Source organism: Amycolatopsis saalfeldensis, from assembly GCF_900110575.1.
Lineage (GTDB): Bacteria > Actinomycetota > Actinomycetes > Mycobacteriales > Pseudonocardiaceae > Amycolatopsis > Amycolatopsis saalfeldensis.
On record NZ_FOEF01000011.1, the window covers coordinates 255,218 to 271,003 of the forward strand.

Sequence of the window (15,786 nt, forward strand, 5' to 3'; positions counted from 1 at the left end):
GGGGGCCTGATGCGGGTAGTGATCGCCGAAGACGCGGTGCTGTTGCGAGCCGGGGTCACGCGCCTGCTCGCGGACGAGGGCATCGAGACCGTCGCCGCCGTCGACAACGGTGACGACCTGCTCGGCGCGATCACCGAGCACCGCCCCGACCTGGCGATCGTCGACGTGCGGATGCCGCCGACGTTCACCGACGAAGGCCTGCGCGCCGCGCTGTCCGCCCGGAAGGCCGTGCCGGGCCTGCCCGTGCTGGTGCTCTCGCAGTACGTCGAGGAGAGCTACGCGGTGGAGTTGCTTTCCGGCGGTGCGGGCGGGGTCGGCTACCTGCTGAAGGAGCGCGTCGCCGACGTCGCGGAGTTCCTCGACGCGGTGCGCCGCGTCGCCGGCGGCGGCACGGCGATCGACCCCGACGTGATCGCCCAGCTGATGGCGCGCGGCCGCCGAAACCCGCTCGACGCGTTGACCGCGCGTGAGTCCGAGGTGCTCGGCCTGATGGCGCAGGGCCTGTCCAACACAGCCATCGCGAACTCCCTCGTGGTGTCGCACGGCGCCGTGGAAAAGCACATCGGCAACATCTTCGCCAAGCTCGGCCTGGAGGCCAGCTCGGAGGAGCACCGGCGCGTCCGGGCCGTGCTCACCTACCTCGGCCGCTGACTCAGGGTGAGAATTCCTCACCCGTTTCCAGGGCAGCATCGGGCCGCCGGCCTCGCCTACCATGGACCGATGGCGAGTGAGGAGCACCCGATGACCGACCGCAGCGTCCGCTTTTTCGGCGGCCCGCTCGACGGCCGCGTCCAGGAGCTCGCCGACGCCGAGCCCGCGCCCGGCACCCTCGTCCGGCACATCCACCTCCACGGCGGCCCGAAGATCGAGACGCTGTACGAGCTCGGCATGACCGAAAACGGCTGGGAGTACCGGGTGCGCTCGACTTCGCACAGCGAGTCCGAGCCGGAGCCGGACGGGCTGAGGTAGGGCCAGCCCCCGTATCGACCCCCAGCTGGCCCGAACGCGGAAACGGCGGTCAGCACCGCTGTCCCGCAAGTCCTTTCCCGCCAGGCTTTACGCATGACGACGAGCCAGCTGCGGGTCAGCACCCCACCAGTCGCGAAAGGCGGCCGGGACAAGTTCCTCGACGTGGTCCGGGCGGGTGCGATCCTGGCCGTGATCACCCAGCACTGGGTCATGCCGGTGCTCTCCTACTCCGACGGCCGGCTCGGGACCGGGAACGCGCTCGCGACACCCGGCTGGTGGGCCGTCACCTGGCTTTCGCAGGTGATGCCGCTGGTCTTCTTCGCCGGTGGCGCCGCGAACCTGATCTCCCTGCGCCGCGCCCCGTCCTCACGCGCTTGGCTGGCCGGACGGATCCGGCGGCTGCTGGTGCCGGTGCTGCCGCTGGTCGCCGTGTGGCTGGTGGTGCCGGATCTGTTGCAGGGCATGGGAATTCCCCCGCAGCCGTTGCAGATCGCCGGCTCGATCGCGGCGCAGCTGCTGTGGTTCCTCTCGGTTTACCTGCTCACCGTGCTGGTGACGCCGTTGATGGTCGCCGCGCACCGGCGCTGGGGCCTGAAGGTGCCGTTCGTGATGGCCGCCGCCGGGTGCTCGTCGACGTCGCCCGCTTCAACGACCTGGGCATGATCGGCTACGTCAACGCCGTGTTCGTCTGGGTCGCCGTGCACCAGCTGGGCTTCCACTACGTCGAGGGCAAGCTGGGCGAGCTGAGCCGGCGCGCCGCGCTGGGCCTGTCCGCCGCCGGCTTCGGCGTCACCGCGCTGATGGTCGCCTTCGGGCCGTACCCGGCCAGCATGATCGGCATGCCGGGCGCGCCGGTGTCCAACATGAGCCCGCCGACCGTGCTGCTCGCGTTCCTCGCCGTCGGCCAGATCGGCCTGCTGCTGGCGTTCCGGCCGCAGCTCAACGCGCTGGCCGCGAAGCCGCGCCTCGGCGCCGCCCTGAGCTGGATCGGGGCGCGGTTCATGAGCGTGTACCTGTGGCACATGCCGGCCCTGATCGTGGTCTCCGGCATCACCGTCTACGGCCTGCGTTACGCGACGCCGGCGCCGGGCACGCTGCTGTGGCTCGTGATGGTGCCGATGTGGTTCGGCGCCTGCGCCGCGGTGCTGGTGGGCCTGCTGCGCCTGTTCGCCCGCTTCGAGATGCAGCGCGACAGCGTGGTCGTCACCGCCCGCACCCCGCAGCTGGTGCTGGCCGGGCTGCTCGCCTCGGGCGGTCTGCTGGGGCTGGCCGCACACGGCTTCCAGCCGCTGAGCGCGGGCCTGGTCCACGGCCCGGTCCCGTGGGTCGTGCTCACCGCTGCCGGGTTCGTGCTGGCCGGGCGCCAGGTGCCGGTGACGCGGTTCCTCGGCCGGGCCGTCGCGGTCGCGGAGAGCGCGCAGCTCAAGAAGGTCTAGGGGGACCTGGGGGTGAGCCCCCGGTCAGGGCGCCGACCCTGGCCGGGGGCTCTCTGGCAGCTAGGGGTTCAGCAGCCGGGCGGGCGTGTCGTGCAGCACCGCCCGCAGGAACGGCTCGCCGAGGCGATCGTCGGCCGCCCAGCCGGCGATCGCCTGCAGCTGGGTGGCGTAGGAGTACGGGATGTTCGGGAAGTCCGTGCCGAGCACCACCCGGTCGGCGACGTCCGCCAGCCGCGCCGTCCAGTCCGGCGGCAGCGGCGACATCTTCGCCACGAACGGCACCCCGACCATCGTGGTGTCGATGTGCACCCGCGGGTAGCGCGCCATCAGCTCGAACGCGGCGGCGAACTCGGGCATCGCGGCGTGCGCGAGCACGGCCGTCAGCCGCGGGTGCTGCGCCAGCACCTCGCCGAAGACCTGCAGCCCGGTGAAGTTCCCACGCAGCGGGCCGTGTCCACAGTGGACGACCACCGGCACGCCCGCTTCGGCCAGCGCGCCCCAGACCGGCGCCAGCAACTCGTCACGCGGGTCGTACCCGCCGATCTGCACGTGGGCCTTGAAGCAGCGCGCGCCCGCCCGCAGCGCCGTGTCCACAGAGGACGCGGCCGAGGGCTCGGCGAAGAACGTGCCGGTGCGCACGGCGTCGGGCACCTGGTCGGCGAACTCACCGACCCAGGAGTTCAGCCACTCGGCCATGCCCGGCTTGTGCGGGTACACCAGCGGCGCGAACTGCTTGACGCCCAGCGACCGCAGCGTCTCCAGCCGCTCCTTCTCCTCGGTGCGGTAGAACACCGGCCACTCGGTGCCGTAGTGCTCGGGCGCGCGGTCGAAGTACGCCCACACCTTGTCCATCACGGACTTCGGCAGGAAGTGCACGTGCAGGTCGACGAGCCCGTCGAGGCCCAGGGACGCGGTCCATCGCTTGACGTCCTCGTCCGACGCCGGACCCGCCGTCACTCCGTGAACCGGCCCTTCAGCGCCCGGCCCATGGCCTTGCTGATGTCGCGCTCGGCGTCACGCTTGGCCAGCGTCTGCCGTTTGTCGTAGGCCTTCTTGCCCTTGGCCAGCGCGATCTCGACCTTGACCTTGCCGTCCTTGAAGTACATCGACAGCGGCACCAGCGAGAGCCCGCTTTCCTTCGTCTTGCCGATCAGCTTCTCGATCTCGCTGCGGTGCAGCAGCAGCTTGCGCGTGCGCCGCGGCGTGTGGTTGGTCCAGGTGCCCTGCGTGTACTCCGGGATGTGCACGTTGCGCAGCCACACCTCACCGTCGTCGACGGTCGCGAACGCGTCGGCCAGCGAGGCCTTGCCGTCCCGAAGGCTCTTCACCTCCGTGCCCTGGAGCACCAGTCCGGCTTCATAGGTGTCCAGGATGGAGTAATCGTGCCGAGCCTTGCGGTTCGACGCGATGACCTTCTGTCCACGTTCCTTGGGCATGATGACGACTCTACGTGATTTCCGGGCCCTGAGCAGGTGGTTAAGCGGCTAGTGGCGGACGTACAGGCGGAGGGTGACGTAGCCGGTGATCGCCGAGATGACCACCGAGACCGCGAGCAGGATGGGCGCGACCGGGAACAGCAGCTCCAGCGTGGTGATCTGCGGGAACACCTCACCGGTGAACACGGTGTCGAGGAACGACACCTTGGTCAGGATGAGGAACACCGTCCCGAGCACCGCACCGACCACGCCGGCGACCACCGCCTCCAGCAGGAACGGCAGCTGGGTGTACCACCGTGTCGCGCCGACCAGCCGCATGATGCCGACCTCCGTGCGCCGGGTGAACGCGGAGACCTGGATCGTGTTCGCGATCAGCAGCAGCGCGGCGACGGCCATGATCAGCGCCATCACGAACGCGATGTTCCGCACGCCGTTGAAGACGTTGAACACGCGGTCGAGGAACTTCTTCTGGTCGTCGACCTTCCGCACTCCGGGCTGGCCGGTGTACTGCTTGATGATCGCGTCGGAGCGGTCCGGGTCCTTGAGCTTGACCTGCAGCGACGCCGGCAGCGCCTCCGGCCCGGTCAGCGACAGCAGCTCCGGCTGGCTCGCGAAGATCTTCTTGAACCGGTCGTAGGCCTGGTCGCGGTTCTCGAACACCACCGAGTCGACGCCGGGGTTGTTCTGGAGCGACTGGCGCAGCCCACTGCACAGCGCCTGCTGGCAGTTTTTGTCGTTGGCGCTGATGTCGTCGACCAGGCTGATGGAGATCTCGACCTCGGCGAGGAAGTTCGCCTTCATCTTGTCGATCGTGCGCACGGCGAGCAGGCCACCGCCGAGCATGGCGAGGGAGACCGCCGTGGTGAGGATCATCGCGATGGTCATCGTGACGTTCCGGCGCAAACCGGTGAGGACCTCGCTGAAGACGAAACTGGCACGCATCGCAGGTGTCTGTCCCTTGTCGGTTTCGGGGCGTTCGGGGTGGGCGGACGGCTTCGGTCAGCGACCGATGCCGTACACCCCGCGGGCGTCGTCACGGATCACTTGGCCGAGCTGCAGCTCGACGACCCGGCGCCGCATCGAGTCCACGATGGAGTGATCGTGGGTGGCCATGAGCACGGTGGTCCCCGTGCGGTTGATGCGCTCCAGCAGCAGCATGATGTCCTGGCTGGTGTCGGGGTCCAGGTTCCCGGTGGGCTCGTCGGCGAGCAGCACCAGCGGGCGGTTCACGAACGCGCGCGCGATGGCCACGCGCTGCTGCTCACCGCCGGACAGCTCGTTGGGCAGCCGGTCGGCCTTGCCGTCGAGGCCGACGAGCTCCAGCACCTCGGGCACCACCTTCTTGATGGTGAGCCGCGGCTTGCCGATGACCTCGAGCGCGAACGCGACGTTCTCCGCCACGGTCTTGTTCGCCAGCAGCCGGAAGTCCTGGAACACGCAGCCGATCGTCTGGCGCAGGCGGGGCACCCGGCGCCGGGCCAGCTTCGCGACGTCGAAGTTGGACACCATCACCCGGCCCTTGCTCGGGACCTCCTCGCGCAGCAACAGCCGCAGGAACGTCGACTTCCCCGAACCCGACGGTCCGATGAGGAAGACGAACTCACCCTTGTCGATGTCGACCGACACCCGCTCGAGGGCGGGACGGGTCGAGGTCTTGTAGACCTTGGAAACCTCTTCGAGCCGGATCACGGTTCGGCATACTACCCATGGGCCTCGTTAAGCCCGGGTTGCCCGTGCCCCGTAACACGGGCAACGGACCCCTGTCGTCGCCAAGCGTGGCCGAACCGTCGCCAGGCGGTAACAGGAATCCCTCGTCGCACCGCCGGAATGCCCGGCAGTGAAGAAGATCAGGCGACGCCGGCCTGCTTGCGCCAGCGGATGCCGGCCTCCAGGAAGCCGTCGATGTCGCCGTCGAGCACCGCCGAGGGGTTGCCCACCTCGAACTCGGTCCGCAGGTCCTTGACCATCTGGTACGGGTGCAGCACGTACGAGCGCATCTGGTTGCCCCAGCTGGAGCCGCCGTCCTTGAGCGCGTCCATCTCGGCGCGCTCTTCTTCCTTCTTGCGCAGCATCAGCCGGGCCTGCAGGACCTTCAGCGCGGCCGCCTTGTTCTGCAGCTGCGACTTCTCGTTCTGGCAGGAGACGACGATGCCGGTCGGCAAGTGCGTGATGCGCACCGCGGAGTCGGTCGTGTTCACGCTCTGTCCACCAGGGCCGGACGAGCGGTACACGTCGACGCGGATGTCCTTCTCCGCGATGTCGACGTGGTCGACCTCTTCGACCTCCGGCAGCACCTCGACGTGCGCGAACGACGTCTGGCGGCGGCTCTGGTTGTCGAACGGCGAGATCCGGACCAGCCGGTGGGTGCCCTGCTCGACCGAGAGGGTGCCGTAGACGTACGGGGCGCTCACCTTGAACGTCGCCGACTTGATGCCCGCCTCTTCGGCGTAGGAGATGTCGTAGACGTCGGTGGGGTAGCCGTGGCGTTCGGCCCAGCGCAGGTACATCCGGAGCAGCATCTCGGCCCAGTCGGCCGCGTCGACGCCGCCGGCCTCGGAACGGATGGTGACGACGGCGTTGCGGTCGTCGTACTCGCCGGACAGCAGGGTGCGGACTTCGAGCCCGTCGACGTCCTTGGTGAGGCCGGTGAGGTCGTTCTCGGCCTCGGCCATGCTGGCGGTGTCGCCCTCGGCCTCGGACAGCTCGTAGAGCACGCCGAGGTCGTCGAGGCGCTGGCGGAGCTCGGAGACGCGCCGCAGCTCGCTCTGCCGGTGCGACAGCTGGCTGGTGACCTTCTGCGCCTCCTCCGGGTTGTCCCAGAGGGTCGGGCTGGAGGCCTGCTGTTCGAGCTCGGCGACCTGCGCGCGCAGCGCGTCGAGGTCCATCACCGACTCGATCTGGGTCAGCTTGCCGGTCAGGTCCTTCAGCGCCGCATCGAACTCATCACTCACGTTGAGCAAGGTTACGGCAAAACCCACGACCGGTTGCGCACCGGTCGTGGGCCGCGTGGAACCTCAGGCCTGCGGGATGGCGTCGAGCAGCTTCAGGGCGGCCTTGGCCTGTGCCTGGGCGAACTCGGCGACGGCCTTGGCGTAGGGGCCGTCGGCCGCCTTCGTCGCGACCTTCGCGTCGTCCAGCTGCTGCTGGTAGCTCGTGCGGGCGGTGTCGAGCAGGGCCGCGCGCTGCTTGATGGTCAGCGAGCCGGCGTGCACGAGCCGCAGGATGAGCGGGCTGCGCAGGTGATCGGGCCCGGCCTCGGACGCGAGCCACGTCTTGAAGGCCTTCTTGCCCGCCGCGGTGAGCACGTACTGCTGGCTCGACCGCGGACCCTGCTTGCCGAGGCGGACGAGGCCCTCCTTGGACAGGGCGGGGAGCTCGCGGTAGACCTGGCTGCGGGTGACACTGAAGAAGGCGCCGAAGCGCTCGTCGGCTCCCGCGACCAGCTGCCCGCCGGTGGCGGGACCGTCGTGGAGCAGACCGAGCAGAGCGGCGGCAGTTGCATTCAATTCGGACACCCCTCTACGTTCCCACTTATTCGCCCCTGTGTCCACAGTGGTCTCCGGATCTGTCCATTGTGGCTAGTGTTATCCCCTCGTTCGGCCCAATCCGAACGCCGGTCCACAGTGGACCCGACCACGCACAGCAACCGATCGCCCCACCACCCACCCCCAGCCCGCCCCCACAACCACCACACGGGCGGATCCCCCCTCCACCTCCCCGGCCTCCGGCCTCCCACCTGCGGCCTCCCACCTGCGACCCACAGCCTCCCGCCTCCACCCCCGGCCTCCCGCTTCCGCCCCCCGGCCTCCCCGCCTCCCCCAACCCCACGTGCCCGAAACACGAAAAAGGCCCGTATCCACGTCTACCGTGAATACGGACCTCTAACCTCAACCTCTGTAGCGGGGACAGGATTTGAACCTGCGACCTCTGGGTTATGAGCCCAGCGAGCTACCGAGCTGCTCCACCCCGCGTCGTTGTGTCTAAAGACTACACGCCCCCTCCCCTCCCTCCCACCCACCCCCCTCCAACCCCGTCCGCACCCCCTCACCAGCCCCAACCCCCACCAACCCACCCCACGCAACCACGGCGATGGGGGATCCAAGGGGGCGAAGCCCTCCTTGGCGGGGGTTCGGGGGTCCGACCCCCGAGGAAAATGCGAAAGAGGCCCTCGCCTTCGCGCTTTCTGCGAAGACAAGGGCCTCAGCCTCTGTAGCGGGGACAGGATTTGAACCTGCGACCTCTGGGTTATGAGCCCAGCGAGCTACCGAGCTGCTCCACCCCGCGTCGTAGGACCTACCTTACGCCCGGGGGTTTTCCGGGCGCAAAGCAGGTCCTCTTACGTCGGCGCGTCACCCGCCACCAGGCTGGTTGGCACCGCTGCTGGCCGGCGGCGGAGTGGTCGGCTTGGCCGCCGTGTACTCCTTGGTCGCCGCGTCGAGGGCGCTGAGCGCCGCGCCCTGGTCGGTGAAGTTGCCGGACTGCTGGGCGGCCTTGAGCTGGCTCAGTGCCGCCTGGATGTCGGCCACGGCCTTGTCGAGTGCCGGGTTGCTGCCGCCGCTGTTGGCCGGTGGCGTGGTCGGTGTCGTCGGCGTGGTGGGTGTCGTCGGCGGCGTCGAGGTGTCGCCGAGTGGCGGGGTTGTCGCGGCCGCGCCGGTGCCCGCGCCGAACACTTGGTCCAGCGCCTCGTTGAGGGTCGAGGCGAAGCCGATCTTCGCGCCGTAGGACACCAGCACGCGGGCCAGCTGTGGATAGCTCAGCTGGTTGCGCTGCCGGATGTACACCGGTTCGACGTACAGGAACCCGTCCGCCACCGGCAACGTGATCAGGTTGCCGTAGATCGGGATGACGTTGGGGTTGTTGAGCAGCGTTCTGTCCTGGGCGACCCGTGGATCGCTCTGGAATCTGTTCTGCACCTGCACGGGCCCGTCGACCTGGTTGGCGCCGCTGGCCGGCGGTAGCCGGAGCACTCTGATCGTCCCGTAGTCGCCGGGATCGGAGGAGACCGACATCCAGGACGCGAGGTACTGCCGTTGCAGGCCGGTGAGCGCGCTGGTCAGCTGGAAGGTCGGTTTTCCTTCCCCGGCCGCGTTGGCGAGGACGTAGTAACCGGGTTGGTTGGCGACGTTGGCCGCGGCCGTGGTGGAACTGCCGTCCTCGGTCGGGTCCTGCGGCACGCTCCAGAAGGCCTGCTGCGCGTAGAACTCCTGCGGGCTCGACACGTGGTAGCGCGCGAGCAGCTCACGTTGGATCTTGAACAGGTCCTCCGGGTACCGGAAGTGCGAGCGCAGCTCGGGTGAGATGGCGGAGCTGGGCTTCACCAGTCCCGGGAACACCTTCTCCCACGCCTTCAGCACCGGGTCCTTGTCGTCCGCGGAGTACAGCGTCACGGTGCCGTCGAACGCGTCGACGGTCGCCTTCACGGAGTTGCGGATGTAGTTGATGGAGTTGTTGGCCTGCTTCGTGACGCCGTTCAGCGAGTCGTTGGTCGCCTCGCCGAGCTGGGTCTGCTGGGCGTACGGGTAGTTGTTCAGCGTGGTGTAGCCGTCGACGATCCACTGGATCCGGCCGCCCACCACCGCGGGGTACGGGTCGCCGTCGAGGGTCAGCCACGGCGCGACCTTGCCGACGCGCTCACGCGGGTCGCGGTTGTACATGATCTTCGAGTTCGCGCCGATGGCGTCGGAGAACAGGATGTTCCGCTCGCCGTACTCGGCCGAGAAGACCAGCCGGTTGAACCAGCTGTCCAGCGAGACGCCGCCCTTGCCCTGGTAGATGTACCCGCGCTGGCTGTCGGTGTCGTACTCCCCCGGCGCCGTGCCCTGGGTGCCGCCGACGATGGCGTAGTCGTTGGTCAGCTCGCCGTAGTAGATGCGCGGCTGCGAGACCTGGATGCCCGGCTGGCCGCCGACGGAGCCGGCGCCGGTCGGGTTCGTCGTGTCGCTCGTGGTGGCGATCGGGTAGCCGCCGTCGGAGTTCGAGTCCTTCACCGCGCGGTCGATCGTGTTGGCCGGCGCGGCGACGAAACCGTTGCCGTGGGTGTAGACGAGGTGCTTGTTGATCCAGCTCGTCTGGTTGCCGGTGAGGCCGTCGGTCTTGATCTCCTTGGCCGCCACGATGTAGTCCTGCGTGGTGCCGCCGACGTTGTAGCGGTCGACGTCGAGCTTCGCCGGGAAGCCGTAGAAGTTCTCCCGGCCGACGCGCTGGGTGAAGGTGTCGCTGAGGATGTTCGGGTCCAGCAGCCGGATGTTGGACACGGTGCCGGTGTCGGCCTTCACCGCGGTGGCGCTCGCCTCGGTCTTGCCGGGGTAGTCCTCGTACTTCACGTTGTTCAGCCCGAACGACTGCCGCGTCGCGTCCATGTTGCGCTGGATCGACGCGGCCTCCTTGTCGTTCGCGTTCGGCTTCACCGAGAACTGGTCGAGGATCGCGGGCCACGCGACGCCGACGAGCACGTTCGACAGGATCAGCAGGACGAGCGCGATCGCCGGCAGCTGGAGGTTGCGCAGGAACGCGCCGGCGAAGAACGCGACCGCGCAGATCACCGAGATGCACAGCAGGATCAGCTTCGCCGGCAGCACCGCGTTCAGGTCCGTGTACGTGGCGCCGTTGAACAACGGCATGTCGCGACCGGACAACAGCAGGTTGTACCGGTCGAAGAAGTACTCGACCGCCTTCAGCAGCACGAAAAGGCCGACGGTGATGGCGAGCTGCGCGCGCGTCGGGCCGGCGAGCTGGCCGCCGCGGCCGGCGAGGCGGATGCCGCCGAAGATGTAGTGCGCTATCAGCGCGCCGAAGAACGAGATGGTGATCGTGATGAACAGCCAGCCGAGCAGCCAGTTCACGAACGGCATGTCGAAGGCGTAGAAGCCGATGTCGTGGCCGAACTCCGGGTCCGTCTGGCCGAACGGCGTCCCGTTGAGGAAGAGCTGGATCAGCTGCCAGTCGCCCATCGCGGACGCGCCGGCGATGAGCCCGGTGATCAGCGGGATGCCGATGCCGAACAGCCGGATGCGGCTGACGATCAGCGAGCGGTAGCGCGAAAGCGGGTCGTCGGCGCCCGAGACGGGCACGAACACCGGCCGCGTGCGGTAGGCGATGGTGAGGCTGATCGCCAGCGCGCCGCCGACCAGCAGCCCGACGGCCACGAACAGGACTATCCGGGTCAGCAGCTCCGTGGTGAACACCGACCGCGCGCCGACCTCACCGAACCACAGCCAGTCGACATAGGTGTCGAGCAGCCTGACGCCCAGCAGCAGCGCCAGCACGATCACCGCGGCGATGATGAGGAGGATCCGGCTGCGGCGGGACAGCTTCAGGCTCACGGGGGGCCGAGTCGCCACGGCAACGCTCCTGTCTTCGTGAACACGTTCGCGGGGACAGCGTCGTCCCCTGACGGTCTAACTCTACGGATGGGTTCCCGAGTTCCCCGGACCGCCCGAACCGGGCGTCCGACGGCGGCGCGCGGACCGGCCTGGGACGATGTCGCCATGTCACCGAGTGAGCCGCCTGCCGCCAATCCCGTCGCCGGCCTGGCCCGGGAAGTCGAAGAGTTCGTCGCCTCCGCAGGCTGGGAGCAGCCGCCGCAGCTGTTCGCGCTGGTGCCGACCGCGGCGCTGCTCGACGAGCAGCCGGAGCTGGCCGGCCAGCTCGACCGGTCGAGCCCGCTGACGCCCGTCGCCCAGGAGGCGCTGCCCGAAGGTGACCTCGCCGAGTCGCTCGGCCGGATCGCCTGGCCGGAGATCGTCGTGGGCTGCGCGCTGGCACAGGAGATCATCGTGCTGCCGCCCGACGTCGAGGCCGAGCTGCCGGGATTGGCCGACGCCGACGCCGACCGCCTGCGCCGGGCCGCGGCGGACCACCCGCGCCGCACCGAAGCCCGGCTCGTCGCGGCCGTCCTGCGCGAGGGCGACGCCGCGTGCGTCATGCGCTTGCGCGGCGCGCTCCCCGACGCCCCGGAAGGCGACGACGAGGCCGTCGACGAGATCGTCGAGAGCCCGGACCTCGCCCCGAACCTGCTCGAGGCGCTCAAAACCACGCTGATGCCCTGACCACGACGGTCGGAAAGCGCGCGACGTCCGGCGCGGAGGCCTTCACCCGAAGGCCTTCCGTTCCGGACGGGCGCGCGCACTCTATTTCCTTCAGCAGTGGGTGGTCGGCCGACCGGCCTTGAGGTTCTCCAGCTGGGTCAGCGCGTCGTCCAGAGTGGACACCTTGATCAGGTTGAGCCCGTCCGGCTTGGCGGAGACGGCCTCGGCGCAGTTGTGCTCCGGCACCAGGAAGTCGGTCGCCCCGGCCTCGCGCGCGCCCACGACCTTGAACGAGATGCCGCCGATCGGCCCGACCACACCCGTTTCGCTGATCTCGCCGGTGCCGGCGATGTGCCGGCCGGCCGCGAGGTCGGCCTCCGGCTTCCCCGGCCCGGTGAGGCGGTCGATGATCGCGAGCGTGAACATCAGGCCCGCCGACGGGCCGCCGACGTCCTGCAGCGAGATGCCGACGTTGAACGGCGCCACGGCGCGGTCCGAGGCCGTCAGGCCCAGGAAGCCCTGCGTGCGGTCGGAACGCTGCGCGAGCGTGATCGGCACGGTCCGGACGGGCTGGCCGTCGGCCTGGAAGGAGATCGGCACGGACTGGCCGGGCTTGGTACTGGTCAGCGCCGCGGCGACGTCCGCGGCCTCCTTGACCTGCTTGCCGTTGACGGTGACCAGCTTGTCGCCGGGGGCCAGCACGTGGTCGGCGGGACTGCCGGAGACGATCGTCTTGGCGACGACCTCCACCGGGTAGCCGAGGTGGCGCAGGGCGGCGACCTGGGCGTTGCTCTGCGAGTCCTGCAGCTGCTGGATGTTCTCCTGCTTGACCTGCTCGTTGGTCTCGCCGGGCTTGTAGTACTCCTCGCGCGGCGCGAGCGCGTAGCGGCCGCTGGCCCAGAGGCCGAGCGCGGTGAAGAGGTTGATGCCGTCGTTCAGCGAGACCGTGGTCATCCGCAGCTCGCCGGTCGTCGGGTAGGTCTGGCTCCCGTTGACCTGGATCACCGCGTTGCCGGCGGCGTCGCGACCGAGGGTGTCGTACGTCGGTCCCGGGCTGATCGCGACGTACGGCACCTGGACCAGGAAACCGACTACGACGAACACCAGGAACAACGCGCCGCTGACCAGCAGGGTCCAGCCGCGGCGGGTCATCCGCCGCTCGGTGCGCGCCCGCTCCCGCGGTGGCTCGCTCCGGCTGCTCTCGGTCGCGGTCTCCTCGTCGGGTTTGGTCACGTGCGACAGCGTACGGTGACCGTGTTCGCTTCACGGTTAAGCCCACGCTTGACGCGCTGAGAAGGGTCTGACCCGCGTACGGTGGACCCATGAGCAAACCCCCGTTCGGTTTCGGACCGCCCGATCCCGACAGACGAGGCGACAACGACCCCTCGGAGCAGCCGACCGGCCCCGAGGCCTTCAATCAGCTCGGTCAGATGCTGAGCCAGCTGGGCCAGATGCTCAGCCAGGCGGGCACATCGAGCGGGCCGGTCAACTACGACCTGGCAAAGCAGATCGCCCTGCAGAACCTGAGCGGCAGCGACGACGGCAAGATCGGGTTCTCGTCGTCCGGCGCTTCCGGGGACTCCTCCACTGCCGTGCGCGACGCCGCGCACCTGGCCGAGCTGTGGCTCGACGCGGCGACGATCCTGCCCGCGGGCGCGACGAGCACCGTCGCGTGGTCCGCGCGCGCCTGGGTGGAGAAGACGCTGCCCACGTGGCAGCGGCTCTGCGACCCGGTCGCGCAGCAGGTGTCCGGAGCGTGGATGCAGGCGCTGCCCGAGGAGGCCAAGCAGGCCGCCGGGCCGCTGCTGTCCATGATGGGCCAGATGGGCGGGATGGCCTTCGGCTCCCAGCTCGGCAACGCACTGGCGCAGCTCGCCCAGGAGGTGCTGACGTCCACGGAGGTCGGCCTGCCGCTGGGCCCGGCCGCGACGTCCGCGCTGCTGCCGGCCAACATCGAGAAGTTCACCGAGGGCCTGGAGCTGCCGAGCAGCGAGGTGCTCGTGTTCCTCGCCGCGCGTGAAGCCGCGCACCAGCGCCTGTTCGCGCACGTGCCGTGGCTGCGCCAGCGGCTGCTGGCCACTGTGGAGGAATTCGCCCGCGGGATCACTGTGGACACTTCGGCGCTCGAATCGCTGGCCGGCCAGATCGACCCGGCCAACCCGGCGAGCATCGAGGAGGCCATGTCCTCGGGCCTGCTGGAACCGCAGACCACGCCCGAGCAGCAGTCCGCGTTGAAGCGGCTGGAGACGATGCTGGCGCTGGTCGAGGGCTGGGTGGACGTCGTGGTCGCCGAGGCGATCGGCGACCGCCTGCCGGGCGCCGAAGCCCTGCGCGAAACGCTGCGCCGCCGCCGCGCGACGGGCGGCCCCGCCGAGCAGACCTTCGCCACCCTCGTCGGCCTGGAGCTGCGCCCCCGCCGCATGCGCGCGGCGTCTTCCCTGTGGAAGCTCGTGGGCGACCGCCACGGCATCGACAAGCGCGACGGCCTCTGGTCCCACCCGGACCTCATGCCGACCGCCGAGGACCTCGACGAGCCCCTGGACTTCGCCGACCGTCTCGCCGACCCGGCCACCCTCCCGGACGACCTGGACCCGATCGCGGAGCTGGAGCGCACGGAACGCCGGGAGCAGGAAGCCCGCGACCGCGCGAACCCCTCGGCCCCGGCTGCCCCGTCGGACGCGCCGTCCTCGGGGGACACTGCCTCGGATCCGGGCCCGTCGGACAAGGACCAGTCTTCGGATTCCGGCTCCGGCTCAGATTCCGGCTCAGATTCCGGCTCCGGCTCCGGCTCCGATGCAGGCAAGGACGAGGGCACCAGCCCCTCGAACTGACCAACCCCCGACTGACCACCCCGATCCGCCGCTTCGCCACCCGGCCAAGCGGCGGATCGTCCGTTTCAGGTCCAATCAGGACAGTCAAGCCAGGTCTGGCAAGCCAAGCCCGCTCGGTCCGGGCCAGGCCTGAGTCATGCCCTCGCCGCCACCGCGCGCCCAACCCACCGCGCATCCAACCGCCGCGCCCAACCACTGGGCACCCAACCCATCGCGCACCCAGCCACCGCGCTCAACTAGTGGGCCCCAACCACCGCGCCCAACCAGTGGCACCCAACCGCCGCGCGCCAACCACCGGGCACCCAACCACCAAGCACCCAACCACCGGGCACCCAACCGCCACGTACCCAACCACCGGGCACCCAGCCACGCCGCGCGGTCGGCCGCCAGGCATATCCCTCAAGGCTCGGCCATCAGCGAGCCCCTCACCGCCCAGCGCTCCGCGCACACGAAGCACAGCAGCAGCAAGGGAACCCGGCAGCAGCACCTCACTCGATCGTCGCTCAATCGTCGCTCAATCGTCCGTGGAGATCCCCCAGCTTGCCGCCGCGGACAGCCCTTCCAGGTAGCCCATGGCCCGCTCGGTCTTCGGGTAGCGGTTGACGAGCGCCCAGAACGCCGCGTCGTGCCCCGGCTCGCGGAGGTGGGCCAGCTCGTGGACCAGGACGTAGTCCAGGACCCACGGCGGGACCCGCCGTAGCCGGTCGCTCACGCGGATCGTGGCGTCGACCGGTGTGCAGGACGCCCAGCGCGTGCGCATGGGCGGCACCCAGCGCACGCTCGCGGGCAGCGCCTTGCCGTCGAGATACCTCGACGCCAGCACGGCGCACCGTGCCAGCAGCGCTTCGTCCGACGCCTTCGGCGGCGCCGCCTTCTTGGGCTCGGAGCGCTGGAGCTTGCGCTCCATCTCCGCGACCCAGTGCCTCTCTTCCGCACGTGTCATCCGCGCCGGGATGAGCACGACGAGGGTGTCGTCGTTCCAGTACGCGGTGACCGTGCGGTGCCGACGCTGGCTGCGCCGCACCTCGACCTTGTGTTCATGAGTGTCCGATGGGGGGATCACTGCCCCCCGGCCCCGCAGCGAGGG

13 protein-coding genes, 2 tRNA genes and 1 pseudogene are annotated in these 15,786 nt (G+C 69.6%); 5 read left to right on the forward strand and 11 right to left on the reverse strand.

Annotated features, from left to right (window positions below; genetic code table 11):
• Nucleotides 1–9 precede the first annotated feature (9 nt).
• From BMY97_RS25015 to BMY97_RS25025, 3 genes and pseudogenes are all read left to right on the forward strand, one after another.
• Nucleotides 10–651 carry a response regulator transcription factor gene (locus tag BMY97_RS25015; RefSeq protein ID WP_091620472.1) on the forward strand — a complete coding sequence of 214 codons (642 nt, stop codon included), beginning with the start codon at nt 10–12 and terminating at the stop codon, nt 649–651.
• A 90-nt stretch (nt 652–741) separates the two neighbouring features.
• Nucleotides 742–969, forward strand: a complete 228-nt coding sequence (locus BMY97_RS25020; protein WP_091620475.1) for a hypothetical protein — start codon at nt 742–744, stop codon at nt 967–969.
• Between the two features lie 93 nt (nt 970–1,062).
• Nucleotides 1,063–2,405 (forward strand): annotated as a pseudogene (locus tag BMY97_RS25025) (acyltransferase family protein).
• Between the two features lie 60 nt (nt 2,406–2,465).
• On the opposite strand, the gene BMY97_RS25030 reads toward BMY97_RS25025, so the two are convergent.
• The 9 genes from BMY97_RS25030 to BMY97_RS25075 all read right to left on the reverse strand — a co-directional run bounded on the left by BMY97_RS25030 (nt 2,466) and on the right by BMY97_RS25075 (nt 11,163).
• On the reverse strand, nt 2,466–3,362 hold the full coding sequence (locus BMY97_RS25030) for an amidohydrolase family protein (protein WP_091620477.1): 897 nt from the start codon (nt 3,360–3,362) through the stop codon (nt 2,466–2,468).
• Nucleotides 3,359–3,841 (reverse strand): SsrA-binding protein SmpB, encoded by a 483-nt coding sequence (smpB, locus tag BMY97_RS25035; protein WP_091620480.1) that lies wholly within the window; start codon nt 3,839–3,841, stop codon nt 3,359–3,361. The genes BMY97_RS25030 and smpB overlap by 4 nt, the downstream gene beginning before the upstream one ends.
• Nucleotides 3,842–3,889: 48 nt before the next feature.
• Complete coding sequence (gene ftsX, locus BMY97_RS25040) at nt 3,890–4,783, reverse strand: permease-like cell division protein FtsX (RefSeq protein WP_091620482.1); 894 nt, start codon at nt 4,781–4,783, stop codon at nt 3,890–3,892.
• A gap of 57 nt (nt 4,784–4,840) precedes the next feature.
• The gene (ftsE, locus tag BMY97_RS25045) at nt 4,841–5,530 is read right to left on the reverse strand and encodes a cell division ATP-binding protein FtsE (protein WP_091620485.1); all 690 of its coding nucleotides are present in this window, start codon (nt 5,528–5,530) and stop codon (nt 4,841–4,843) included.
• Between the two features lie 158 nt (nt 5,531–5,688).
• The gene (prfB, locus tag BMY97_RS25050; protein ID WP_143086279.1) at nt 5,689–6,792 is read right to left on the reverse strand and encodes a peptide chain release factor 2; all 1,104 of its coding nucleotides are present in this window, start codon (nt 6,790–6,792) and stop codon (nt 5,689–5,691) included.
• Between the two features lie 63 nt (nt 6,793–6,855).
• On the reverse strand, nt 6,856–7,356 hold the full coding sequence (locus tag BMY97_RS25055) for a PadR family transcriptional regulator (RefSeq protein WP_091620492.1): 501 nt from the start codon (nt 7,354–7,356) through the stop codon (nt 6,856–6,858).
• Between the two features lie 382 nt (nt 7,357–7,738).
• Nucleotides 7,739–7,812 (reverse strand) — tRNA-Met (locus BMY97_RS25065).
• A 239-nt stretch (nt 7,813–8,051) separates the two neighbouring features.
• A tRNA-Met gene (locus BMY97_RS25070) sits at nt 8,052–8,125 on the reverse strand.
• Nucleotides 8,126–8,190: 65 nt separating this feature from the next.
• The gene (locus tag BMY97_RS25075) at nt 8,191–11,163 is read right to left on the reverse strand and encodes a UPF0182 family protein (protein WP_177231534.1); all 2,973 of its coding nucleotides are present in this window, start codon (nt 11,161–11,163) and stop codon (nt 8,191–8,193) included.
• A 165-nt stretch (nt 11,164–11,328) separates the two neighbouring features.
• Between BMY97_RS25075 and BMY97_RS25080 the strand changes: the two genes are divergently transcribed.
• Nucleotides 11,329–11,889 (forward strand): PPA1309 family protein, encoded by a 561-nt coding sequence (locus BMY97_RS25080; RefSeq protein WP_091620500.1) that lies wholly within the window; start codon nt 11,329–11,331, stop codon nt 11,887–11,889.
• 90 nt (nt 11,890–11,979) lie between these two features.
• Here BMY97_RS25080 and BMY97_RS25085 read toward each other — a convergent pair whose 3' ends face one another.
• Nucleotides 11,980–12,999, reverse strand: a complete 1,020-nt coding sequence (locus tag BMY97_RS25085) for a YlbL family protein (protein ID WP_218156866.1) — start codon at nt 12,997–12,999, stop codon at nt 11,980–11,982.
• 191 nt (nt 13,000–13,190) lie between these two features.
• Between BMY97_RS25085 and BMY97_RS25090 the strand changes: the two genes are divergently transcribed.
• A complete protein-coding gene (locus BMY97_RS25090; RefSeq protein ID WP_245787479.1) occupies nt 13,191–14,699 on the forward strand; it encodes a zinc-dependent metalloprotease in 1,509 nt (502 codons plus the stop codon).
• Between the two features lie 514 nt (nt 14,700–15,213).
• Here BMY97_RS25090 and BMY97_RS25095 read toward each other — a convergent pair.
• Nucleotides 15,214–15,723 (reverse strand): M48 metallopeptidase family protein, encoded by a 510-nt coding sequence (locus BMY97_RS25095; protein WP_091620502.1) that lies wholly within the window; start codon nt 15,721–15,723, stop codon nt 15,214–15,216.
• Between the last annotated feature and the right edge of the window lie 63 nt (nt 15,724–15,786).